This is a genomic window from Azospirillum sp. TSH58 (genome assembly GCF_003119115.1).
Classification (GTDB): Bacteria; Pseudomonadota; Alphaproteobacteria; order Azospirillales; family Azospirillaceae; genus Azospirillum.
In genome coordinates, this window is record NZ_CP022367.1 from 817,567 (window position 1) to 843,117 (window position 25,551).

Below are 25,551 nucleotides of genomic sequence, written 5' to 3' on the forward strand. Positions count from 1 at the left end.
GGCCGCGGAGCCAAAAGAACGCCGATGCAAAGAGGGATGAGATGGCTGCTGGTGGAACACTGACGCTCTCGGGCGGCTCGGACTACGTGTTCACCTCGACGGAGGTCTGGTCGGGGATCAGGGGCAACGGCAGCACCCAGGGCGTGAGGCTCAACACCCTGGGCCAGACCTTGAGCGTGTCCAACCTCAGTCGCCTCATCGGAGGTTCCGGCAACGACCGGGTTCAGTTGACCTCCACCGGCACCACCATGGTGGTGGAATCGATCGAGACGATCATCGGCGCGTCCACCGGCACCAACCTCATCACGCTTGCCGGCACCACCGGCAACACGATGTCGGTGGGGTATCTGAGATCGATGATCGGCAGCGCCGGCCAAGACGTCATCAGAATGAATGCCGCCGGCTCCATCGGCAGCACCATGGCGGTGACCCTGATGGAGACGCTGATCGGGACCGATGGCTTGGACCTTGTCGCCACCATCGGCGGCGGCAGCAACACGATGTTGCTGCAAGGCGTCGAGATCGTCCTCGGAAACGGGAGCGGTTCCGGCGACACGGTCTTTCTGGCCAGCGGCGGCAACACGATCGGCGTGTCCTTCCTCGAGACCCTCATCGGCGGCAGCGGCAACGATGTCGTGACGATGGGCTACAAGACCGGCACGATCAGCTTCCAGACCGGCGGCGGCACCGTTTCCATGTCGTCGATCGAAACGATCGTCGGCGGAACCGGCAGCAGAAACACGGCAATCCTCCTCGACGTCGGCAACACCATCACGGTGGCAAGCCTCACCACCCTGATCGGCGGCGGCGGCAACGACGTCGTCAACATCACGCTCCGGGACGGAACGGCCATCGTCGGTGATGGGCCGATCGCCTGGAACACCGTCGGCAGCACGATGCTGGTGTCGCTGATCGAGACGATGATCGGCAGTTCCGGCGACGACGTGGTCGTCGCGTTGAACAACAACGGCATGACACTCGCGGTTTCGGCGATCGAATCCGTCATCGGCAAGGCGGGCAACGACGTCGTCCTCCTCGGCACCGGCGGAAACACCATCCAGGTGGAGGCGCTGGAAACCCTGATCGGCGGTTCCGGCACGGACGTGGTGACCATGAGCACCAGCCGGGGCGCCACCATGACGGTGTCCGCCGTCGAATCCATCGTCGGCAATGCGGGCACCGACGTCGTCTACCTCGGGGCCGGTGGAAACACGGTCCAGGTGCAGGCGCTGGAAACGGTGATCGGCGGCACCGGCAACGATGTGGTGACCGTCACCGACACCGCCGGCACCATCTTCGTGTCCGGCGTCGAGACCATCTACACACCCTATCAGACGCTGACGCTGAGCGGCGTGGACACCTACGTCTCCCTGCCGCCGGCAGCGCCCGACACGACGCCGCCGTCGATCACGACGGTGTCGATCCCGGACACGGCGATGAAGATCGGCGACGTGGTGACGGTGACGATCACCGTGGCGTCGGACAGCGACACCTACACGCTGGGCAACGGCAGCACCGTCGGCGGCTTCGCGCTCGGCAACCTGACCAAGATCGACGCGACCACCTACACCGCCACCTTCACGGTGACCAGCGGCGGCACCGACGTCGCGGCGGGCTCGGACATCCCGGTCAACCTCATCCTGACCGACACCGCCGGCAACTCCAACACCGCCTACACCACGGCGATCAGCCAGAGCGCCGACCGCATCGACGCCAACCGGCCGACCATCGCCTCGGCGGCGGTGAACGGGACGACGCTGACGGTGACCTTCGCCGAAGCCATGTCGGCGACCAGCGCCGCCGGCCTGACCGTCACGGTTGGCGGCCAGAGCCGCACGGCGACCTACGCCAGCGGTTCGGGCACCACCACGCTGACCTTCACGCTCGCCTCGGCGGTCGCCCACGGCGAGACGGTGACGCTCGACTACAACCCCGGCACCGGCAACCTGACCGACACCGCCAGCAACGCTCCAGCCACCGTCACCAACCAGTCGGTGACGAACAACACCGCAGCGCCCGACACGACGCCGCCGTCGATCACGACGGTGTCGATCCCGGACACGGTGATGAAGATCGGCGACGTGGTGACGGTGACGATCACCGTGGCGTCGGACAGCGACACCTACACGCTGGGCAATGGCAGCACCGTCGGCGGCTTCGCGCTCGGCAACCTGACCAAGATCGACGCGACCACCTACACCGCCACCTTCACGGTGACCAGCGGCGGCACCGACGTCGCGGCGGGCTCGGACGTGCCGGTCAACATCGTGCTGACCGACACCGCCGGCAACTCCAACACCGCCTACACCACGGCGATCAGCCAGAGCGCCGACCGCATCGACGCCAACCGGCCGACCATCGCCTCGGCGGCGGTGAACGGGACGACGCTGACGGTGACCTTCGCCGAAGCCATGTCGGCGACCAGCGCCGCCGGCCTGACCGTCACGGTTGGCGGCCAGAGCCGCACGGCGACCTACGCCAGCGGTTCGGGCACCACCACGCTGACCTTCACCCTGGCCTCGGCGGTCGCCCAGGGCGAGACGGTGACGCTCGACTACAACCCCGGCACCGGCAACCTGACCGACACCGCCAGCAACGCTCCGGCCACCGTCACCGGCCAAGCCGTCACCAACAGCACCCCCGACACGACGCCGCCGTCGATCACCAACGTCACCATCCCCAACCAGCCGGCCAAGGTCGGCGACACGGTGACGGTGACGATCACCGTGGCGTCGGACAGCGACACCTACACGCTGGGCACCGGCAGCACGGTCAACGGCTTCGCGCTCGGCAACCTGACCAAGGTCAGCGCGACCACCTACACCGCCACCTTCACCGTCACCGCCGACGGCCAGCGCACCGGCGACCTTGCGGCCAACCAGGACATCCCGGTCAACATCGTCCTGGTCGACAGCGCCAGCAACGCCAACACCCCCTACACCACCCCGATCAGCCAGAACAACGACCGCATCGACACCAACGCCGCGCCGGTCCTGGCCGTCCCGACCACCCCGCCGACCCTCGTCGACACCGCCGCCAACGACACCTTTCCGCTGATCGAGGGCCAGCTCTCCGCGACCGACCTGGAAGGCGACACGCTGACCTTCTCCATCGCCGGCTCGCAGGCCTCCCCGGTCCAGCACGGCAGCGTCACGCTGAGCAACGGCGTCACCTACGACACCTGGTCCACCGGGCCGGGCGGCACCTCCTACGTCAACAGCCAGACCGGCCACTACGCCTACGTGTTCGACGCCGCCTTCCTCAACGGCGTCCCCGCCGGGCCGATGCAGGGCACCAGCACCTTCACCGTCTCCGACGGCAACCGCACCGTCGAGCAGCAGCTCACCCTCAACTTCTCCGGCGCCAACGACAGCCCGGTCCTGTCCGGCGACGTCCGCAGCCTGGCCGCCATCGACCAGGGCGTCGCCGACGCCGCCAACACCGGGACCACCGTCACCGCCCTGCTGGCCTCCGCCGGCACCGCCACCGACGCCGAGTACGACAGCCCCTTCCCGCTGGTCACCGTCCTCCCGCTGGGCATCGCCGTCACCGGCGTGACCAACACCAACGGCACCTGGCAGTACAAGGTCGGCAACGGCGCCTGGACCGACATTCCCACGGGCTCGTCCAACGGCGCGGCGCTGCTGCTCGCCGGGTCGGACCGCGTGCGCTTCGTGCCGAGCGGGTCGGGCTTCACCAACACCGACACCGGCGGCCTGACCTTCAAGGCGTGGGACCGGACCAGCGGCACCGCGGGCAGCACCGCCGACACCACCACCGCCGACGCCTACAGCGCGGGCAGCGCCACCGCGACGATCACCGTCGACGCCGTGCCGACCCTGAGCGCGACCGGCGGCAGCAAGACCTTCGGCGTCGGGGTGGACAGCGCCACCACCAGCCTGTTCAGCGGCGTGGCGGCCTCCACGGTGGAGGCCGGGCAGAGCTTCCGCGGCGCGGTGTTCACCGTCAGCGGCGTGGTCGACGCCAGCGAGGTCCTGACCATCGGCGGCACCGACGTCGCCCTGACCAACGGCGCCACCGCCACCCTGACCGGGCTGGGCGCCGCGGGCGGCAACGCCAGCGTCACCGTGTCGGTGGTCGGCGGCGTCGCCACGGTGACCGTCACCGGCCTGGAGCGCAGCGACGCGCAGATGAGCGCGCTTCTGGGCGGCGTCACCTACAAGAACAGCAGCGGGACGGCGACGCTGGGCGACCGCACGGTGGCCATCGCCAGCCTGACCGACAGCGGCGGCGACACCGGCAGCGCGGCCATCTCCGGCGTCAGCACGGTGGTGAGCGTGGCCGACGTGACGCCGCCGGCGGTTCCGGTCATCACCAGCGCGGCGCTGACCAACAGCGCGACCCCGACCCTGGCCGGCACGGCCGAGGCCGGCAGCACGGTCACCGTCACGGTGGGCGGGGCGACCTACACCACGACGGCGACGGGCGGAAACTGGTCGATCGACCTCGCCACGGCGACGCCGACCACCGGTTCGCTCAGCCTGAACGCCAACGGCACGAACGCCGTCTCGGTGACCGCCAAGGACGCGTCCAACAACACGTCGACCCCCGGCACGCAGACGCTGACCATCGACACCACCGCCCCGACCGCCCCGGCGGTGACCTCGGCGACGCTGACCAACAGCGCGACGCCGACCATCGGCGGCACGGCGGAAGCCGGCAGCATGGTGACGGTCACGGTGGGCGGCGCCACTTACACCACCACCGCGACCGGCGGAAACTGGTCGATCGACCTTGCCACGGCGACGCCGACCACCGGCTCGCTCAGCTTGAACGCCAACGGGGCCAACCCGGTCTCGGCGACGGCGACCGACGCGGCGGGCAACACGTCCTCGGCCGGCACCCAGTCGCTGACCATCGACACCACCGCTCCGACCGCTCCGGCGGTGACCTCGGCCGCCCTGACCAACAGCGCGACGCCGACCATCGGCGGCACGGCGGAGGCTGGCAGCACGGTCACCGTCACGGTGGGCGGCGCCACCTACACGACGACGGCGACGGGCGGAACCTGGTCGATCGACCTCGCCACGGCGACGCCGACCAGCGGCTCGCTCAGCCTGAACGCCAACGGCGCCAACCCGGTCTCGGCGACGGCGACCGACGCGGCGGGCAACACGTCCTCGGCCGGCACCCAGTCGTTGACCATCGACACGACGGCGCCCAACGCTCCGACCGTGACCACGGCGCTGAGCAACAGCACCACCCCGACCCTGGCCGGCACGGCGGAGGCTGGCAGCACGGTCACCGTCACGGTGGGCGGGGCGACCTACACCACCACCGCCACCGGCGGAAACTGGTCGATCGACCTCGCCACGGCGACGCCGACCAGCGGCTCGCTGAGCCTGAACGCCAACGGTGCCAACCCGGTGTCGGCGACGGCAACCGACGCGGCGGGCAACACCTCCACCGTCGGCGCGCAGTCGTTGGTGATCGACACCACGGCGCCCAACGCTCCGACCGTCACCACGGCGCTGAGCAACAGCACGACGCCAACCCTGACCGGTACGGCGGAAGCAGGCAGCACGGTCACCGTCACGGTGGGCGGCGCCACCTACACCACCACTGCCACCGGCGGAAACTGGTCGATCGACCTCGCCACCGCGACGCCGACCGCCGGGTCGCTCAGCCTGAATGCCAACGGCGCCAACCCGGTGTCGGCGACGGCAACCGACGCGGCCGGCAACACATCCTCGGCCGGCACCCAGTCGCTGACCATCGACACGACGGCGCCCAACGCTCCGGCAGTGACAAGCGCGGCGCTGACCAACAGCGCGACGCCGACTGTTGCCGGCACGGCGGAAGCCGGCAGCACCGTCACCGTTACGGTCGGCGGTGCCACCTACACCACCACCGCCACCGGCGGTGCTTGGTCCATCGACCTCGCCACCGCGACGCCGAGCACCGGCTCGCTCAGCCTCAACGCCAACGGCGCCAATCCGATCTCGGCCACCGCCACGGATGCGGCCGGCAACACATCCTCGGCCGGCACGCAGTCCCTGACCATCGATACGACGGCGCCCAACGCTCCGACCGTCACCACGGCACTGAGCAACAGCACGACGCCAACCCTGGCCGGCACGGCGGAAGCTGGCAGCACCGTTATCGTCACGGTGGGCGGCGCCACCTACACCACCACCGCCACCGGCGGCAACTGGTCGATCGACCTCGCCACGGCGACGCCGACCAGCGGCTCGCTGAGCCTGAACGCCAACGGTGCCAACCCGGTGTCGGCGACGGCAACCGACGCGGCCGGCAACACATCCTCGGCCGGCACGCAGTCCCTGACCATCGACACCACCCTGCCCAACGCCCCGACGGTAACCTCGGCGACGCTGACCAACAGCACAACGCCGACTTTGAGCGGCGCGGCTGAGGCCGGCAGCACGGTCACCGTCACGGTCGGCGGCGCCACCTACACCACCACCGCCACCGGTGGGACGTGGAGTCTGGACCTGTCCACCGCCACTCCGGTGAGTGGTTCGCTGAGCCTGAACCCGAACGGCACCAACACCGTGTCGGCCACCGCCACGGACGCGGCCGGCAACGTCTCGGCTCCCGGCACGCAGTCGCTGACCATCGACACCACCGCCCCGAACGCTCCGGCGGTGACCAGCGCGGCGCTGACCAACAGCGAGACGCCGACCATCGGCGGCACGGCGGAAGCGGGCAGCACCGTCACCGTCACCATCGGCGGCGCCACCTACACCACCACCGCCACCGGCGGTGCTTGGTCCATCGACCTCGCCACCGCGACGCCGAGCACCGGCTCGCTCAGCCTCAACGCCAACGGCGCCAATCCGATCTCGGCCACCGCCACCGATGCGGCCGGCAACACATCCTCGGCCGGCACCCAGTCGCTGACCATCGACACCACCCTGCCCAACGCCCCGGTGGTGACCAGCGCCGCGCTGACCAACAGCACGACACCGACCCTGGCCGGCACGGCGGAGGCCGGCAGCACCGTCACCGTCACGGTGGGCGGCGCCACCTACACCACCACCGCCACCGGCGGGAACTGGTCGATCGACCTCGCCACGGCGACGCCGACCAGCGGATCGCTGAGCCTCAACGCCAACGGCGCCAATCCGATCTCGGCCACTGCGACGGATGCCGCCGGCAACGTGTCGGCTCCAGGGACGCAGTCGCTGACCATCGACACCACGCTCCCGAACGCCCCGGTGGTGACCAGCGCGGCGCTGACCAACAGCACCACCCCGACTGTTGCCGGCACGGCGGAAGCCGGCAGCACGGTGACGGTTACCATCGGCGGCGCCACCTACACCACCACCGCCACTGGCGGGGCTTGGTCGATCGACCTCGCCACGGCGACGCCGACCAGCGGCTCGCTCAGCCTCAACGCCAACGGCGCCAACCCGGTGTCGGCCACCGCCACGGATGCGGCCGGCAACACGTCCGCGCCGGGCACGCAGTCGCTGACCATCGACACCACGGCGCCCAACGCGCCGGCGGTGACCAGCGCGGCGCTGACCAACAGCACCACCCCGACTGTTGCCGGCACGGCGGAAGCCGGCAGCACCGTCACCGTCACCATCGGCGGCGCCATTTACACCACCACCGCCACCGGCGGGGCTTGGTCCATCGACCTCGCCACCGCGACCCCGACCACCGGGTCGCTCAGCCTGAACACCAACGGCGCCAACCCGGTGTCGGCGACGGCGACCGACGCGGCCGGCAACACGTCCTCGGCCGGCACGCAGTCGCTGACCATCGACACCACGCTGCCCGACGCTCCGACCGTCACCACGGCGCTGAGCAACAGCACGACGCCAATCCTGGCCGGCACGGCGGAAGCGGGCAGCACCGTCACCGTTACCGTGGGCGGGGCGACCTACACCACCACCGCCACGAACGGTGGGACGTGGAGCATCGATCTCGCCACGGCGACGCCGAGCACCGGCTCGCTCAGCCTGAACGCCAACGGTGCCAACCCGGTGTCGGCCACCGCCACGGACGCCGCCGGCAACGTCTCGGGCCCCGGCACGCAGACGCTGACCATCGACACCACCAACCCCAACGCTCCGACCGTCGCCACTGCCCTGAGCAACAGCGCGACACCGACCCTCACCGGCACGGCCGAGGCCGGCAGCACCGTCACCGTCACGGTGGGCGGCGCCACCTACACCACCACCGCCACCAACGGCGGCGCCTGGAGCCTCAACCTCGCCACCGCGACCGCCGTCAGCGGCACGCTCAGCCTGAACGCCAACGGCGCCAACCCCGTCCTGGCCACCGCCACCGACGCCGCCGGCAACGTCTCGGCCTCCGGCACCCAGACGCTGACCATCGACACCACCGCTCCCACCGCCACCGTGCTGTTCGAGGACGACAGCATCGACGCCATCGAGCAGACCAGCGCCGCCTTCACCATCAGCGGCGGCGAGGCCGGGACCAGCTTCACCTGGACGATCACCTCGGCCGGCGGCGGCCAGGTGACGGGCAGCGGCGTGATGAGCGGACCGACCACCCAGGTGACCGGGCTGGACCTCTCCGGCCTGGGCGACGGCACCCTCACCCTCACCCTCGGCCTGACCGACCCGGCGGGCAACGCGTCGGTCCCCTTCACCGCGACGACGCAGAAGCTCACCGCCACGGTGGAGAAGCCCGCCCCCGTCGCCCCGCCGCCGGTGGCCACGGTGGACGGCGCCACCGTCAGCGGTTCGGTCACCACCGGCAGCGACGGCAGCCGCACCACCACGGTGACCATCGCGGCCAGCAACAGCACCCGCGTCGAGGACAGCAGCACCGCCAACGCCGATCTGGCCGACGTGCCGGTGGTGCGCGAGCAGGTGGTCGATGCCCAGACCGGGCAGGTCTCCACGCTGACCACGCTGACGGTCAGCGTCTCCACCGGCGTGGCGGTGACCACCACGGGCAACGCCGAGCGGCAGACCGCCTCCCAGGCGCTGACCGGGGTGACCGGGCTGATCGCCGCCATCGAGGCGCGCACCGACGAGGGCACGGCCTCGCGCGGCAACCTGACCGGCGGCGGCTCGGGCTTCCTGTCGGTGCTGTCCACCCAGGCCCAGCTGCTGGTGCGCACCATCGACTTCAGCGCGCCGGGGGTGGCCGCCGGGCAGGCGGTGCAGACCAAGGTGACCGGCAACACGCTGGGCGGCACCGGCGTCGCCAGCACGGCGCCGACCGCGGTGGTGCTGAACACCACGGCGTTGGCCGGACCGGTGACCATCCAGCTCGACAACGTCGAGTTCGCGGCGGTGGTCGGCAACGCCACGCTGGTCGGCGGCGACGGCGAGCAGATCGTCTACGGCGACGACCACGAGCAGTACATGTATCTGGGGGCCGGCGACGACATCCTGCACGGCGGCGGCGGCAACGACACGATCGCCAGCGCCGGCGGCAACGACACGCTGTACGGCGACGAGGGCGACGACCTGGTGATGGGCGGCGAGGGCGACGACTGGCTGTTCGGCGGGTCGGGCAACGACCTGCTCGGCGGCGGCGTCGGCAACGACGCGCTGTTCGGCGGGACGGGCGCGGACATCCTGTTCGGCGAGGAGGGCGACGACACGCTGACCGGCGAGGAGGGCGACGACACGCTGGCCGGCGGGTCGGGCAACGACCTGCTGTTCGGCGGGGAGGGCAACGACTTCCTGATCGGCGACGACGGCGACGACACGATCAGCGGCGGGTCGGGCAACGACGTGGCGCTGGGCGGGGCGGGCCGCGACCTGATCGGTCTGGGCGCGGGCGACGACCTGGCCAGCGGCGGCGACGGCGACGACACGCTGTTCGGCGAGGACGGCAACGACACGCTGTTCGGCGGGGCGGGCAACGACCTGCTGAACGGCGGGGCGGGCAACGACGTGCTGTTCGCCGACGGCGGGGCGGACACGCTGTGGGGCGGCGCCGGGGCGGACGTCTTCGCCTTCGGGCGGGCCTCGGGCGGATCGGTGGTGATGGACTTCCAGGTCGGGGTCGACCGTCTGGCCTTCTACGACGCCAGCATCGACCTCGGCGCGGTGATCCGCTCGGCGCGGGTGGAGGGCGGCAACACCACCCTCGACATCGGGGCGGGCAACCGCATCACCATCCTCGGCCAGACCGGAAACGTCGCCGCCTGGTTCGGCTGAGAAGGCGGGGCCGCACAGCATCCGGAAAAAAGGGCGGGTGACGGGGCCTTGCGGGCTCCGTCACCCGCCCTTTCCTTTGAGGCGGCGGGTCGGCTCAAACCCGGAGCCGGCATTCAGGCCACCTCCGGCACCGATGGGGCGTTGGGCCCGGAAAGAGCTGGGCGGTCAGTAGGACTTCGGCAGGTCCAGGACATGCTCGGCGACATAGGCCAGGATCAGGTTGGTGGAGACGGGGGCCACCTGATACAGCCGGGTCTCGCGGAACTTGCGCTCCACGTCGTACTCGCTGGCGAAGCCGAAACCGCCATGGAACTGCAGGCAGGCGTTCGCCGCCTCCCACGAGGCCTTGGCGGCGAGATACTTCGCCATGTTGGCCTGGGCGCCGCAGGGCTCCCCGGCGTCGTAGAGGCGGCAGGCCTCGAAGCGCATCAGGTTGGCGGCCTCCACCTCGATGAAGCTCTCGGCGATGGGGAACTGTACGCCCTGGTTCTGGGCGATCGGGCGGCCAAACACTTGGCGGTCGCGGGTGTAGTCGCAGACCTTGTCGATGAACCAGTAGCCGTCGCCGATGCATTCCGCCGCGATCAGCACCCGTTCGGCGTTGAGGCCGGTCAGGATGTACTTGAAGCCCTGGCCTTCCTCGCCGATCAGATTCTCCGCGGGGATTTCCAGATTGTCGAAGAACAGCTCGTTGGTCTCATGGTTGACCATGTTCCGGATGGGCCGGACGGTCATGCCTTTGGCCATCGCCTCCTTGATGTCGACGATGAAGATCGACATGCCTTCCGACTTCTTGCGCACCTGATCGAGCGGCGTGGTGCGGGCGAGCAGGATCATCAGGTCGGAATGCTGGACGCGGGAGATCCACACCTTCTGCCCGTTGATGACGTAGCGGTCGCCCTTCTTCTCCGCCCGGGTCTTGATGCGGGTGGTGTCGGTGCCGGTGGTCGGCTCGGTGACGCCCATCGACTGGAGGCGCAGTTCGCCCGCCGCGATCTTCGGCAGGTAGCGGCGGCGCTGCTCCTCCGAGCCGTGCCGGATCAGCGTGTTCATGTTGTACATCTGGCCGTGGCAGGCGCCGGAGTTGCCGCCCGAGCGGTTGATCTCCTCCATGATGACGGAGGCCTCGGTCAGGCCGAGGCCCGAGCCGCCGTATTCCTCCGGGATCAGGGCGGCCATCCAGCCGGCCTTGGTCAGCGCGTCAACGAATTCCTCGGGATAGCCGCGCTCCTCGTCGATGCGGCGATGGTACTCGCTGGGGAATTCGGCGCAGAGCGCGCGCACGGCGTCGCGGATCTCGTCGAAGCCCTGACCGATGCTGGTCTTCATGTCTCGTCACCCTGCGTTCTTGGTTGTTGCGGCGGTGCGGGCCAGGATGGCCTTCGCCCGCTCGGCGACGGGACGGTCGACCATGCGCCCGTCCACCGACACGGCGCCGCGCCCCGCCGCCTGGGCCTCGTCCCACGCCGCGACCACCCGCCCGGCCCAGGCCACGTCGGCGGCGGAGGGGGCGAAGACGTCGCGGACGACGGCCAGCTGGGCCGGGTGGATGCACAGCGCGCCGGTCATCCCGACGGCCCGCGCCTGCGCCACCATGGCGCGGTAGGCGTCGAGGTCGCGGAACTCGGCCAGCGAACCGGGCAGGCCGATGGCCGCGAGGCCGCGGGCGGCGGCGGCCAGCGCGATCTGGCGGCACGGCAGGGCGAGCAGCGCCTCGGTCGGCTCCACCCCCAGAGTCAGGGCGAAATCCTCGCTGCCGAGCGCCAGGGCCGCCACGCGCGGCACGGCGGCGATGTCGGCCAGCCGTTCCAGCCCGAGCGGGCTTTCGATGAGGGCGACGAGGCCGATGGCGCCCGGCGTCAGGCCGCGCTCCACCTCCCACTCCCCGATCATGGCGGAGAGGACGCGCAGCGCCCCGGCGTCCTCGGCCTTGGGCACCACCAGGGCGGTCACGCCGGGGCGCACGGCGGCCTCCAGGTCGGCGACGGCGTCGCGCCAGCCGCTGTTGATCCGCACGAGCACCGGCACCCCCAGCCCGTGCAGCCGGTCGATCGGTGCCGGGAGACCGCGGCGGGCCTCCGGCTTGCCGGCCGGCAGGACGGCGTCCTCAAGGTCGAGGATGAGGGCGTCCGCCCCGCGCTGGTGGGCCTTCTCCAGCAGCTTCGCGTTGTCGGCGGGAACGAAGAGGAAGGACTGGTACGGCAGGGACATCAGACCTTTCCTCCATTCATGGTGCGGATCGCCGCCGTCATGACCGCTCGGCCTGCAACTCGGCGGACATGGCGACGAAGCCCTCGTGATCGGTCACCCACAGCGTGGCGCCGGTGTCGGTCGGGGCACCGCACAGGGTCAGCGGATGGATGTCGAACAGCGGCCGCTTCGCCCGGAAGCGGAAGCCGGTCACCCGCGCCCCCGGATTCTCGCGCAGGAACAGGTCCATCAGCATGGTGGCGCTGAGCGGGCCGTGGAACACCAGCCCCGGATAGCCCTCGACGTCGCGGCAATAGTCGCGGTCGTAATGGATGCGGTGGCCGTTGAAGGTCAGGGCGGAGTAGCGGAACAGCAGCACCGGATCGGGCTGGATGCGCCGCTGCCACACCGCCTCGCCCGCCGGGCGCTCGCCGGGGACGGGGGCGTCGCCGGGCTTGGCGGCCTCGCGGTAGACGATGTCGTGGAACTCGGTGATGGCGACGCCGGCGGCGGTGCTGATCTCGTGCCGGACCTTCACGAAGACCATCCGGCCCGACCGGCCCTCCTTCGGGGTGACCTCCTCGATGGTCGAGCGGCGGGTGATCGCCTCGCCGCTGCGGATGGGCCGGTGGAAGGTCAGCGTGTCGCCGGCCCACATGCGGCGGGGCAGCTCCACCGGCGGCAGGAAGCCGCCCTTGTGCGGGTGGCCGTCCTCGGCGATGTCGCGCTGCAGCGCCTTGGGCAGGAAATACAGCCAATGCCCCAGCGGCGGCACCTCGCCCGCCGGCCAGGGCGGGTTGTCATGGTCGAGCATCGCCGCCAGACCGGTCAGCGCCACCGGCGACGCGACGTCCTCGGCGCTTTCCGACCGGCCGATCCAGTCGCGCAAATGGTCCATGCTCATGCTCCCCCCTTATTGTTCGACGATTTGACGCCGGACGGCGTCGGTTCGAAGATTTCACGCCGGACGGCGTCGGTGTGCTGGCCCAGCGCCGGAACGGCGCCGGAGGCGTAGGGTCGGCCGCGCACCTGCACCGGCGGCGCCACCACATCGACCGGTCCGCCCGGCGTCCCGGCGGTCACGCGGCGCAGCTGCGCGTGGGTGGACAGGTCCGCCACCTCGTTCAGCGAGCCGAAGGCGGTGCGCGCGCGGTTCAGGCGGCGCACCGCCTCGGCGTGGTCCATGGTCCGAAAGATGGCGGCGACGAGCGCGTCCAGCTCCGGGCGGTTGGCGACGCGGCGGTTGTTGGTCGCGAAGCGCTCGTCGGTCGCCAGCTCCGGCCGCAGCAGCACGTCGGCGCAGAAGGCCGCCCATTCGCGCTCGTTCTGGATCGACAGCACCACCTGCCGGCCGTCGGCCAGCGCGAAGGCGGAATAGGGGGCGATGCTCGGGTGCATCAGGCCGACCCGTCCCGGCGCCTTGCCGCCATGGTCGTGGTGCATCAGCGGCACCATCATCCACTCCGCCAGCGAATCGAACAGGGACACCGCCACCGCCGATCCCTCGCCGGTGCGGTCGCGCTCCAGCAGCGCCTGGAGGACGCCGGTGTAGGCGTTCATGCCGCAGGCGATGTCGGCGACCGACACGCCGACGCGCCCCGGCTGGTCCGGCGACCCGGTGATCGAGGCCAGCCCGGTCTCGCTCTGCACCAGCAGGTCGTAGGCCTTCATGTCGCGGAAGGGGCCGTCGTCGCCGTAGCCAGAGATGTCGCAGGTGATCAGCCGGGGATGGCGCCGCCGCAGGGCGTCCGAGCCGAAACCGGCCCGCTCCGCCGCGCCCGGTGCCAGATTCTGCACGAAGACGTCGGCGCGGGCGATCAGCCGCTCCAGCAGCTCGGCGTCCTCGGGCTTTTTGATGTCGAGGACGACCGATTCCTTGCCGCGGTTGAGCCAGACGAAATAGGAGCTCTGCCCGTGGACGACGGCGTCGTAGCCGCGGGCGAAGTCGCCCTCCGGCCGTTCGATCTTGATCACCCGCGCCCCGGCGTCGGCGAGGCGCGACGTGCAGAGCGGTGCCGCCACCGCCTGCTCCAGCGAGACGACCAGAAGTTCCGTCAGAGGTGAAGTCATTCTGGAAAGCCTCCGCTGCAAGCCAGGGCCGATCGTCCGAGGCCGCGATGGTAAACAGCCGGACCGGCCCCGATCCAATACAGATGGGGCATGCATCGCATAACGAAGCGCTATGAGGCCGAAGCGTCAGGACGCCGCCGCTTCCTCGTCCAGCAGCAGGGTGCCGGGCCAGTCGCCGCCGCCGACCAGATCGCGCACCACCCGCAGGAAGGTCTCGCGCACCGCCGCCGCGGCCTCGGTCACCGGGGCGCCGCGGGGGCGGCAGAGATGGACCGAGCGGCGCAGGGACGGCGAGACGATCAGCCGGGCGGAGACCTGGCCCGCCCGCCATTCCTCCATCACCGCCGAGATCGGCAGCACCGAATAGCCCACCCCCTTGGCGACCAGCGTCTTGATCTGGGGGAGCCCGTTGATCTCCACCGCCACGGTGACGATCGTGCAGGTCTCGCGCGCCACCCGTTCGATGCGGTCGCGCAGATTGTGCGGGCGGCTCGGCAGGATCAGGTCCTTGCCGGCCAGCTCGTCGAAGGCGATGTCGCCGCCCTCGCCGCCCGGCGGCCCGATCAGGTAGAGATCCTCGCGCACCAGCGATTCGGCCAGCAGGGTGCGCGACCGCGTCACGTCGTAGATGCAGCCGAAATCCAGCCGGTCGTCGTTCAGCCATTCCAGGATCGTCCCGCTGAAGGATTCGACCACCCGCAGCGACACCTGCGGCAGCTCGGCGCGGACCGCCTGCACCAGGGGAACCGCCGCCACCAGCGCCACCGACGAAGTGAAGCCGACGGTCACCAGCCCGCTCGGCGTGCCCGAGCAGTTCCGCACCTGCTCCGTCGCCTGGGCGACGTGGCGCAGGATGATCTCGGCGTGCTCGTACAGCCGGGTGCCGGCGGCGGTCGGCTTGACGCCATGCACGCCGCGGGTCAGCAGCTTGACCCCGAGGCCCGCTTCCAGGTTGCGGATGTTGTGGCTCAGGGCCGGCTGGGCGACGTTCAGCTTCTGAGCCGCGGCCGTGAAGGAGCCTTCATCGACGATGCCGATGAAATACCGCAACTGACGCAGATCCAACACGCACCTTCCTTTGCCGGCCCTTTGACCGCGGAGGCGACGAGCCTTCCGCGCCGGCCAATCATGTCGGGGCGCCGCAAACGGATCAAGGCAAGTGGCGGATCAAGGCAAGTGGCGGATCAAGGCAAGTGGCGGATCAAGGCAAGTGGATGAGGGCGGGCGGTTCGGAGAAGCACCGGACAAACCCCGTTCAACCGTCCGCAGGGACGCTCCGTTCCATTGATCCGCTTCATAAGCCTTATCGGAGACCGGCGGGTAATCGCCGGACCGGCGCGGCCTAGCTTTTCCCCATCCGCACAAGCGGATGAGCCGTCCGCACGCCCGCACCCCGTCCTGCGGGGCCGGGATCACAGCCAGGAAGGGAAGAGGAACTCACCGATGCACTATTCCGGCGACCTCGACATGACGCGGCGCGGCCTCCTGCTTGGGACCGCTGCCACCGCCGCGCTGACGGCGGCGCCGTTCCGGGCGCCGGCGCGGGCGGCCACCGTTGGAGAGACCGCCATGCCACCCCCCGCGACCGGAGCCGACGCGCCCGCACTGACACCCGTTCTGTCCAAGGTCACCGTCACCGTGAACGGACAGCGCCACGATCTCGAACTCGACACGCGGACGACCCTGCTCGACGCGCTGCGCGAGCATCTCCACCTCACCGGCACCAAGAAGGGCTGCGACCACGGCCAGTGCGGCGCCTGCACGGTCATCGTGGACGGGCAGCGGATCAATTCCTGCCTGTCGCTCGCCGTGATGCACGAGGGCGGCAGCGTCACCACCATCGAAGGGCTGGGCCTGCCCGGCAAGCTGCACCCCATGCAGGCGGCCTTCGTGGAGCATGACGGCTACCAGTGCGGCTACTGCACGCCGGGCCAGATCTGTTCGGCGGTGGCGATGCTGGACGAGATCAAGGCGGGTGTGCCCAGCCACGTCACCGCCGACCTCAACGCCGCGCCCCAAGCGACCGTGGATGAGTATCGGGAGCGGATGAGCGGCAACATCTGTCGCTGCGGCGCCTATTCCAACATCGTCGATGCGATCTCGGACGTCGCACGGAGGGAGGCATGAGACCCTTCACCTACGAGCGGGCGGACTCCCCCGCCGCCGCCGCCGCCGCGGTCGAGCGCCAGCCCGGCGCCAAGTTCATCGCGGGCGGCACCAACCTGCTCGACCTGATGAAGCTGGAGATCGAGACCCCGGCCCATCTGATCGACGTCAACGGGCTGAAGCTCGACACGCTGGAAGCGACGTCGGACGGCGGGCTGCGCATCGGCGCGCTGGTGCGCAACACGGCGCTGGCCGCCGACCCGCGGGTGCGGCGCGACTACGGCGTGCTGTCGCGGGCGCTGCTCGCCGGGGCGTCGGGCCAGCTGCGCAACAAGGCGACGACGGCGGGCAACCTGCTCCAGCGCACGCGCTGCCCGTACTTCTACGACACCGCCCAGCCCTGCAACAAACGCCAGCCCGGCAGCGGCTGCGCCGCCATCGGCGGCTACAGCCGGCAGCTCGCCGTGGTCGGGTCGAGCGACGCCTGCATCGCCACCCACCCCAGCGACATGGCCGTCGCCATGCGCGCGCTGGACGCCACGGTGGAGACGGTGCGCGCCGACGGAACGACGCGCCGCATCCCCATCGCGGAGTTCCACCGGCTGCCCGGCGACACCCCGCACATCGAGACGGCGCTGGTGCCCGGCGAACTCATCACCGCGGTGACCCTGCCCAAGCCGGTCGGCGGCACCCAGGTCTACCGCAAGGTGCGCGACCGCGCGTCCTACGCCTTCGCGCTGGTCTCCGTCGCGGCGGTGGTGCAGCGCGACGGCAGCGGCCGGGTGGCGGTGGGCGGCGTGGCGCACAAGCCGTGGCGCGTCGAGGCCGCCGAGGCCGAGATGCCGCGCGGCGCCAAGGCGGTGACCGCCGGGCTGCTGGCCGATGCGAAGCCGACGCACGACAACGCATTCAAGCTGACCCTGGTCGAGCGGACGCTCGCCTCGGTGCTGGCCGAAGCGAAAGGGTGAGACATGAAGTTCGACACTCCCGCGACCACCAACCCGATCGACCAGCTCAAGGTGGTGGGCAAGCCGACCGACCGCATCGACGGGCCGCTGAAGACCACGGGAAAGGCCACCTACGCCTATGAATGGCACGACGTGGCGCCGAACGTCGCCTATGGCTGGGTCATCGGTTCGGGCATCGCCAAGGGGCGCATCGCGTCCATGGACCTGGAGGCGGCGCGGAAGGCCCCCGGCGTCGTCGCCATCGTCACGGCGGAGAACGCCGGACCGCTCGACAAGAGCAAGCGCAACACCGCCACGCTGCTCGGCGGGCCGGAGATCGAGCATTACCAGCAGGCCGTCGCGCTGGTGGTGGCGGAGACCTTCGAGCAGGCCCGCACCGCGGCGGGGCTGGTCCGCATCGACTACACGCCGGCGGACGGCGCCTATGATCTGGCGGCGGTCAAGGACAAGGCGGAAAAGACCAAGGACGGCGATTCGGTGGTCGGCGATTTCGCGGGCGCCTTCGCGGCGGCTCCGGTGAAGCTCGACGAGACCTACACCACGCCGGACGAGAGCCACGCGATGATGGAGCCGCACGCGACCATCGCCGCCTGGGAGGGCGACCGGCTGACCGTCTGGACCTCCAACCAGATGATCGACTGGATGGTCACCGACCTGTCGGCGACGCTGAAGATGCCGAAGGACAAGGTGCGCGTCATCTCCCCCTTCATCGGCGGCGGCTTCGGCGGGAAGCTGTTCCTGCGGGCCGACGCGCTGCTGGCGGCGCTGGGCGCGCGGGAGGCCGGGCGGCCGGTGAAGGTCGGGCTGTCGCGGCCCCTGATGATGAACAACACCACGCACCGGCCCGCCACCATCCAGCACATCCGCATCGGCGCGACGCCGGACGGCACGATCACCGCCATCGCCCATGAAAGCTGGTCGGGGAACCTGCCCGGCGGCTCGGAGGAGACGGCGACCGACCAGACGCGGCTGCTCTACGCCGGGGCGAACCGCCTGATCGGCAACCGGATCGCCACGCTCGACCTGCCCGAGGGCAACGCCATGCGCGCGCCGGGCGAGGCGTCCGGCATGATGGCGCTGGAGGTCGCGATGGACGAGATGGCGGAAAAGCTGGGCATGGACCCGGTGGAGTTCCGCATCCGCAACGACACGCAGACCGACCCCTCCGACCCCAACCGGCCCTTCTCGCAGCGCCAGCTCGTGCAATGCCTGCGCCTCGGGGCGGAGCGGTTCGGCTGGGCCAAGCGCAACCCGAAGCCGGGGCAGGTGCGCGACGGGCGCTGGCTGGTCGGGCTGGGGATGGCGGCGGCCTTCCGCAACAACCTGCTGACCAAGTCGGCGGCGCGGGTGCGGCTGGACCAGCGCGGGATCGTGACGGTCGAGACCGACATGACCGACATCGGCACCGGCAGCTACACCATCATCGCCCAGACCGCGGCGGAGATGATGGGGGTCGGGCTGGACAAGGTGGCGGTGCGGCTCGGCGATTCGAGCTTCCCGGTGTCCGCCGGCTCGGGCGGGCAATGGGGCGCCAACAACGCCACCGCCGGGGTCTACGCCGCCTGCGTGAAGCTGCGCGAGGCGGTGGCGCAGAAGCTGGGCGTCAACTCCGCCGACGCGCAGTTCGCGGACGGGCAGGTCGTCGCCGGCAACCGCAAAATCCCGCTGGCCGAGGCGGCGGGCGCCGACGGCCTGTCCGCCGAGGACGGCATCGAGTACGGCGACCTCGACAAGACATACCAGCAGTCGACCTTCGGCGCCCATTACGTGGAGGCCGCGGTGGACGCCGCGACCGGCGAGATCCGCGTGCGGCGGATGCTGGCGGTCTGTGCGGCGGGCCGCATCCTGAACCCGAAGTCGGCGCGCAGCCAGGTGATCGGCGCCATGACCATGGGCGTCGGGGCGGCGCTGATGGAGGAACTGGCGCTCGACAAGCGGACGGGCTTCTTCGTCAACCACGACCTCGCCGGCTACGAGGTGCCGGTCCACGCCGACATCCCGCACCAGGAGGTGATCTTCCTGGACGAGACCGACCCGATCTCCTCGCCGATGAAGGCCAAGGGGGTGGGCGAGCTGGGCCTGTGCGGGGTGGGTGCCGCGATCGCCAACGCGGTCCACAACGCAACCGGCCTGCGGGTGCGCGAGTACCCGATCACGCTCGACAAGTTCCTGGACCGGCTGCCGGCCATGGGGTGAGGGACGGCGGAGTCCGGGGCAGGTCCCGGACTCCGCCGCTTCTTTTTCACAGGGTCCATGACGGTCGACGGACCCCGAACCCACCCGGAGCCGTTGCACCGGTTTCCCAAAGCGCCATAGAACACGTCCGCCACCATATCCACGTATGGCGCACATCAGGCTGAGGGAAACAGGCATGGCACGACGGAGAGGCGGAGCACCGCGGGGAAGCCGGAGGGGCCGTCCCCTGACGCTGGGCGGGCTGGTCGCCGTTCTGCTCGTGCTGGCCGCGGTCTATGGCGCGGAGCGCTTCCACCTCGTCCCGCCCGGCACGCTGGATTCCATTCTCGGCGAGGAGAAGACCCAGCGCCCCCGCCCCGTCCCCCGCCCGGTCCCGGACGCCAGCATCGACTACGCCGCCGTCGCCGCCCAGCTCGACCGCATCCAGGTGACGGAGGAGCGCCGCCGCGGCTATGTGCGGGAGGAGTGGCCGCACTGGCTGACCATCGACTCCAAATGCCTGAACACGCGCGAGCAGGTGCTGATCCGCGATTCCGCGAAGCCGGCGAAACTGTCGGCCAACGGCTGTTCGGTGCTGTCCGGCGTGTGGAACGATCCCTACACCGGCGAGGCCTTCACCGAACCGAAACAGGTGGACATCGACCACCGCGTGCCGCTGGAGGAGACCTACGCCAGCGGCGGCTACGACTGGCCGCGCGAAAAGCGCGCCGCCTACGCCAACGACCTGAGCGACCCGCTGACCCTCGTCACCGTCTCGGCGGCGGCCAACCGCGCCAAGGGCTCGAAGGGGCCGGAGGACTGGCTTCCGCCGCGCGAGGAATACATCTGCGCCTATGTGGCGGGCTGGATCGCCGTGAAGGCGCGCTGGGAGCTGACCATGGACGAGCGGGAACGCGTCACCGTCGGCAACATCCTGTCCGACTGCCGCCGCACCGCGGTGGGGTCCCGGCCCGCCCGCTGACCCGCCTTTCCAACACATCCATGCACTGGTGTGCGTCGTCCGTTGCCAATGTCACTTTTGAAACCTGGCCGAAGTTGATAGAACCTTTGTATGCGGTCGTCCTGACGGAACGGCGGCGGGGTGTTGAAGGGAGCGGCCGGGCGTCATGGCGAGGGAACGCGGTCTGCGGACGACGGTGGCTCTGACCGGCGCCGTTCTCGTCCTTGGCGTCTCCGTCGTGCTGGCGGGACTGACCGGCCTGCGCTCCCGCGAGCGGATCGAGAGCGAGATCGGGCACTCGCTCGCGGAGGCCGCCCACAACATGGCCGACCGGCTGGACCGCTCCATGTGGTCGCGCGCCAGCGAGATCGGCATGCTGGCCAAGCTCGGCATCACCCCCGCCATCGACGACCCGGTCCGGCTGCGCTGGCTGCTGGAGCAGTTCCAGGAGTTTTTCCCGACCGTCTCCTGGATGGGCGTGACCGACACCAAGGGCAAGGTGCTGGCCGCCACCGGCGGCCTGCTGGACGGCGTGGACATTTCCAAGCGCCCGGTCTTCCAGAACGGACAGAAATCGCAATTCGTCGGCGACGTGCACGACGCGGTGATGCTGGCCTATCTGCTGCCGAACCCGACGGGCGAGGCCATGAAGTTCGTCGACATCTCCACCCCCGTGCACAACGAGCGGGGCGAGGTCGTCGGCGTTCTGGCCACGCATCTGAGCTGGGAATGGACGCGCGAGATCCGCCGCTCCCTGATGGACACCATGCGGGGCCGCGCGGAGCTGGAGCTGATCGTCGTCGCAGCGGACCGCACGGTGCTGCTCGGCCCCCGCGAGCTGCTCGGCACCCCCCTCGACATCGAGGCGGTGCGGAGCGCGCAGAAGAACGAGGGCGGCTGGACCGTGGAGCGCTGGCCGGACGGGCAGCGCTACCTGACCGGCTACGCCTTCGGCAACGGCCACCTGAGTTATCCGGGCCTGGGCTGGAGCGTGGTGGCCCGCCAGCCGCTGGCGGTCGCCTACGCCCCGGCCACCGCCCAGATGGTCGAGACGGTGCTGGCCGGCGGCGCGATGGTCCTGCTGTTCAGCACGCTCGGCTGGATGGCCGCCGGGCGGGTCACGCGGCCGCTGCGCCGCATCGCCCAGGCGGCGGAGCGCATCCGCAGCGGCGAGCGCGGGGCGGAAATGCCGGTGCTGGGCGGCAGCGCCGAGATCACCTCGCTGTCGGCGACGCTGCGCGATCTGGTGGACGGGCTGACCCACCGCGACGCCGCCCTGGTCCGGCTGGAGGACATCGCCTATCAGGACCGGCTGACCGGCCTGCCGAACCGCCGCTATTTCGAGCAGTATGTGGAGGCCACGACCGCCGGAAACGGCTCCGCCGCCTTCCTCTACATCGATCTGGACGGGTTCAAGCCGGTGAACGACCGGCTGGGCCACGACGCGGGCGATCTCGTGCTGCGCCAGGTGGGGGAACGTCTGGCCGCCTGCTTCCGCGGCGACGACGTGGTGGCCCGGCTGGGCGGCGACGAGTTCGCGGCCGTGCTGCCGCAGCGCGCGGGCGCCGAGCCGCCGGACCTGGACGGGCTGGCCCGCCGCATCATCGAGGCGGTGAACGAACCCGTCGGCATCGACGGCGAGATGGTGCGGGTCGGCTGTTCCCTCGGCATCGCGCTGTGGCCCGAGGATTCGCCCGACGTGGCGGAAGCCCTGCGCCGCGCCGATCAGGCGCTCTATCAGGCCAAGCGCGCGGGCCGCAACCGCGGCATCCGCTGGACGGCGGACCTGCCGCCCGCCCCCGCCGAAAGCCAGGGCATAGCCGCTGAGGCGACGAGGACCGCGGCGTCCTAGGCCCCGCGGCCAAGCCTCCGCCAAGCGGGGAACCGCGTCCGGCGGGCGTCCGGCCAGCGGTGGGTAAAGCCGTTGCACGCTGGAGCCTTGGAGCTTTTCTGCCGTTTCATGTCCATCGGAGCACGACTCGGACGGCCATGGCGGGAGATTGGAAGATGAGCCTCGACACCAAGGGACAGCGTGCCCGCATGCTGCGTCTGCTCGCCGTCGTCGAGCATTACGAGCGCAACAGCGCGGCGGGCGCGCAATTGATGCGGGGCACGCGCTATGAGCTGGCCGTGCAGGCCACCGACGTGAACGGCGACCGCTGCCTGTTCCCCGCCTGCGGCTGCGCCCAGGCCGATTGCTCGCGCCAGCCGCCCGCCGGCCCGCAGCTCAGCTGGTGCGGCCCGCGCGGCGGCTGGAAGATGCGATAAGCGTCCGCAAGGAAGATCAGTAATGGGGCGGGGGCGGCTCGTCCTGCGGCGCGCGGGGCACGCCGGACTCCAGCTCCGCCACCCGGTCGCGCAGGCGGCGCATCTGCGCGGTCATGAGGTCGATGGTCCGCCCCTGCTCGAACAGGACGGCGGACATCTCCTCGGCCATCCGCTCGTGATGGGCGAGGCGGGTTTCCAGCTCGGTCAGGCGGCTTTCGGCGTCGGCGTCCATGGATGGCCCTGCGGTGTCGCGGAAGGGACAGAGCTTTAGAACCGCTCCGCCGGCCAACGCAAGATCAATGCGCCATCGATGCAGCCGGCATCAATGCAGCCGGTCCCCGGCGAACACCCAGCGTTCGACGATCTGGACCGCCTGCGGCACGTCCAGTTCCGGATGATGCCAGCGCAGCACCACCGTGGCGGCCTCCAGCGCGTGGCGGTCGGGGCGCCCGCAATCGACCAGTTCGCGGTAGGCGCGCTCCACCACCGGGCGGCAGCCGCAGACCGCGGCCTCGCAGGCGGCGAAACGCTCCGCCGGATCGCGCTCCGGCCCGGGTCTCCGCTCCGCCGCCATCAGGCCGTCTCCGGACCTTTGCGCTGGATGCGGCGCCCGAAGATCTCCAGCCGCTGCCCGATCATGTCGAAGCCGAGATGGCGGGCGATGCGGGTCACGGCGGCCTCCAGCTCCGGGTCCTGGAACTCCACCACCTCGCCGGTCTCGATGTCGATCAGGTGATGGTGATGGTCGCCGCGCGCCTCCTCGTAGCGGGCGCGTCCGTCGCCGAAATCGTGGCGCTGGATGATCCCGATCTCCTCGAACAGCCGCATGGACCGGTAGACGGTCGCCAGGCTGATCCCGGCGTCGATCGCCGCCGCGCGGCGGTAGACCTCCTCCACATCGGGATGATCGGCGGCTTCCGACAGGACGCGCGCGATGATCCGGCGCTGGCCGGTCATCTTCAACCCCCGTTCGGCGCAGGCGCGTTCCAGCCGCGACGGCAGGGCTTCTTCGGGCGTGGTCACGGGGCCGGTCCTTTCCGATGCCTAACCCATGGAGTCAAGAGATGGAGAGGAAAGCCCAAAAGGACAACGGTCATCCGCAAGACCTCAACGAATGGCCGGGACGAATGGCCCGCTGTAGGCCCATCGCATCGGGCGGAAGGAGAGTCCTGGGGCAGACGGACATCCCCATCTCGCAATCGCATCACCGCCCGATACCCCGGATGGCCCGGACGGGTTCCCCCACCGGAACGCCGCAACCCACCTTCCGCCACCGCGTTTTTCGTCACAGTCGTCCGTACATGATGCAGACGCCGAAAAATAGGAAAGATCGGATGAGATCAAAGTTTTCGAGACGTCGATCCAATCCCATCTTTTGCACGTAGACACTCGAAGCCGCCCCTTCATCAACATCCCCCGGGGAAGACCGAGCCCATGGACATGAGGACTCTTGTTGAGGACGACGGCGAAACCATCGACATCACCTTGCAGCCTCTGGACGATCCCGGAAAATTTGAAAAGATTTGGATTGATCTGGAGCGGCGCGCCGACGGGTCCTTCTTCCTGAGCTGGCAGTGGATCGGCAACTGGCTGGCCTCCCTGCCCCGCGGCACGCGGCCCCACGCGCTGGTGGCGCGACGCGACGGGCGGGTCGTCGGGCTGGCGCTCCTCTGCCCGCGCACCCAATGGCGCTTCGGCCTGCTGCGCACCCGCTGCTGGCTGCTGCACGAGACCGGGGAGCGGACCTTCGACCGGCTGTTCGTGGAGTACAACGGCATCCTCGCGGACCGGAGCTGCGCGGACGCGGTGCTGGCCGCCTGCTTCGACTGGCTGGGGCACCGCCTGACCAATTGGGACGAGCTGGTGCTGGGGGGGCTGGAGCCGGAAGCGGAGGCGGCGGTTCGGCTCGCCGCGGCCCGGCAGGGCCACACGCTGCAGGTCCGGGTGGCCGACAGCTGCCAATGGGTCGATCTGGACGGCGTGCGCCGGCAGGGGGCCGGCTATCTCGCCAGCCTCGGCAAGAACACCCGCGCCGCGGTGCGCCGGGCCATGCGGCTCTACGCCGAGCGCGGCCCCCTCACCTACCGCGTCGCCGCGACGGCGGGCGAGGCCCTGGAGGATTTCCACGCCATGGAGATCCTGCATCAGGCGAGCTGGAACGCCCGCGGCCAGTCCGGCGCCTTCTCCAACCCCGCCTTCCGTCCCTTCCACGAGCGGCTGATCGCCGGCGGCGTGCCGGCGGGAACGGTGCGCCTGTGCCGGGTCAGCGCCGGGGACGCGATCATCGGCTATCTCTACAACTTCGTCCATCGCGGGCGGGTGATGAACTACCAGGGCGGCTTCGCCTACGAGGCCGACAACCGGCTGAAGCCCGGTCTGGTCGCCCATGTCCTGGCCATCGAGGACACGCTGGCCCGCGGCGAGGACTGCTACGACTTCATGTCCACTCCGGCGGGGCACAAGCCGCTGCTGTCCAACACCGAGCAGCCGATGAACTGGATCGCGCTCGGCCCCGACCGGCTGAGCCGCCAGATCGACACCCGCCTGCGCCGCGTCAAGGCGGGTGTGGCCGACCGGATGAGGCGGCTGATCCGCAGCCCGCTTCCCCTGATGAACCGCTGACTCCGCCAAAGCCACCGCCGCAACCGCAGGGCCGCCGACCGGGCGGTTGGAGGATGCC

General features: G+C 70.4%; 16 protein-coding genes. 8 read left to right on the plus strand and 8 right to left on the minus strand.

Annotated elements, in window-relative coordinates; genetic code table 11:
* The first annotated feature begins 41 nt into the window (after positions 1-41).
* Complete coding sequence (locus tag TSH58p_RS25270; protein ID WP_162600088.1) at positions 42-10,133, plus strand: Ig-like domain-containing protein; 10,092 nt, start codon at positions 42-44, stop codon at positions 10,131-10,133.
* Between the two features lie 165 nt (positions 10,134-10,298).
* On the opposite strand, the gene TSH58p_RS25275 is transcribed toward TSH58p_RS25270, so the two are convergent.
* The 5 genes from TSH58p_RS25275 to TSH58p_RS25295 all read right to left on the minus strand — a co-directional run bounded on the left by TSH58p_RS25275 (position 10,299) and on the right by TSH58p_RS25295 (position 15,458).
* Positions 10,299-11,462: an acyl-CoA dehydrogenase family protein gene (locus TSH58p_RS25275; RefSeq protein WP_109469535.1), complete on the minus strand. Its 1,164-nt coding sequence runs from the start codon at positions 11,460-11,462 to the stop codon at positions 10,299-10,301.
* 6 nt (positions 11,463-11,468) lie between these two features.
* Positions 11,469-12,344, minus strand: coding sequence for a CoA ester lyase (locus TSH58p_RS25280; protein ID WP_109469536.1), 876 nt, complete (start codon positions 12,342-12,344; stop codon positions 11,469-11,471).
* A gap of 37 nt (positions 12,345-12,381) precedes the next feature.
* A complete protein-coding gene (locus TSH58p_RS25285; RefSeq protein WP_109469537.1) occupies positions 12,382-13,221 on the minus strand; it encodes a MaoC family dehydratase N-terminal domain-containing protein in 840 nt (279 codons plus the stop codon).
* Positions 13,222-13,223: 2 nt separating this feature from the next.
* Positions 13,224-14,393 (minus strand): CaiB/BaiF CoA-transferase family protein, encoded by a 1,170-nt coding sequence (locus TSH58p_RS25290; RefSeq protein ID WP_109469538.1) that lies wholly within the window; start codon positions 14,391-14,393, stop codon positions 13,224-13,226.
* 126 nt (positions 14,394-14,519) lie between these two features.
* Positions 14,520-15,458 (minus strand): LysR family transcriptional regulator, encoded by a 939-nt coding sequence (locus TSH58p_RS25295; protein ID WP_109469539.1) that lies wholly within the window; start codon positions 15,456-15,458, stop codon positions 14,520-14,522.
* Between the two features lie 378 nt (positions 15,459-15,836).
* Here TSH58p_RS25295 and paoA point away from each other — a divergent pair, with 378 nt between their 5' ends.
* The 6 genes from paoA (at position 15,837) to TSH58p_RS25325 (ending at position 22,871) form a co-directional block, all read left to right on the plus strand.
* Positions 15,837-16,520 carry an aldehyde dehydrogenase iron-sulfur subunit PaoA gene (gene paoA / locus TSH58p_RS25300; protein WP_109469540.1) on the plus strand — a complete coding sequence of 228 codons (684 nt, stop codon included), beginning with the start codon at positions 15,837-15,839 and terminating at the stop codon, positions 16,518-16,520.
* Entirely contained in the window at positions 16,517-17,467 is a 951-nt protein-coding gene (locus TSH58p_RS25305; RefSeq protein ID WP_109469541.1) for a xanthine dehydrogenase family protein subunit M, read from the plus strand. Before paoA ends, TSH58p_RS25305 begins: the two co-directional genes overlap by 4 nt.
* Positions 17,468-17,470: 3 nt before the next feature.
* Positions 17,471-19,663, plus strand: a complete 2,193-nt coding sequence (paoC, locus tag TSH58p_RS25310; RefSeq protein WP_109469542.1) for an aldehyde oxidoreductase molybdenum-binding subunit PaoC — start codon at positions 17,471-17,473, stop codon at positions 19,661-19,663.
* Between the two features lie 175 nt (positions 19,664-19,838).
* A complete protein-coding gene (locus TSH58p_RS25315; protein WP_109469543.1) occupies positions 19,839-20,624 on the plus strand; it encodes an HNH endonuclease family protein in 786 nt (261 codons plus the stop codon).
* A 145-nt stretch (positions 20,625-20,769) separates the two neighbouring features.
* Entirely contained in the window at positions 20,770-22,455 is a 1,686-nt protein-coding gene (locus TSH58p_RS25320) for a GGDEF domain-containing protein (protein WP_109469544.1), read from the plus strand.
* A 155-nt stretch (positions 22,456-22,610) separates the two neighbouring features.
* Positions 22,611-22,871: a hypothetical protein gene (locus TSH58p_RS25325; protein ID WP_109469616.1), complete on the plus strand. Its 261-nt coding sequence runs from the start codon at positions 22,611-22,613 to the stop codon at positions 22,869-22,871.
* A gap of 16 nt (positions 22,872-22,887) precedes the next feature.
* Here TSH58p_RS25325 and TSH58p_RS25330 read toward each other — a convergent pair whose 3' ends face one another.
* From TSH58p_RS25330 to TSH58p_RS25340, 3 genes are all read right to left on the minus strand, one after another.
* Complete coding sequence (locus TSH58p_RS25330; protein ID WP_109469545.1) at positions 22,888-23,103, minus strand: SlyX family protein; 216 nt, start codon at positions 23,101-23,103, stop codon at positions 22,888-22,890.
* Positions 23,104-23,193: 90 nt separating this feature from the next.
* Positions 23,194-23,445 carry a hypothetical protein gene (locus TSH58p_RS25335; protein ID WP_109469546.1) on the minus strand — a complete coding sequence of 84 codons (252 nt, stop codon included), beginning with the start codon at positions 23,443-23,445 and terminating at the stop codon, positions 23,194-23,196.
* Complete coding sequence (locus TSH58p_RS25340; protein ID WP_014197677.1) at positions 23,445-23,894, minus strand: Fur family transcriptional regulator; 450 nt, start codon at positions 23,892-23,894, stop codon at positions 23,445-23,447. The genes TSH58p_RS25335 and TSH58p_RS25340 overlap by 1 nt, the downstream gene beginning before the upstream one ends.
* Positions 23,895-24,311: 417 nt before the next feature.
* Between TSH58p_RS25340 and TSH58p_RS25345 the strand changes: the two genes are divergently transcribed.
* On the plus strand, positions 24,312-25,493 hold the full coding sequence (locus TSH58p_RS25345) for a GNAT family N-acetyltransferase (RefSeq protein ID WP_247874320.1): 1,182 nt from the start codon (positions 24,312-24,314) through the stop codon (positions 25,491-25,493).
* The last annotated feature ends 58 nt before the right edge of the window (positions 25,494-25,551 follow it).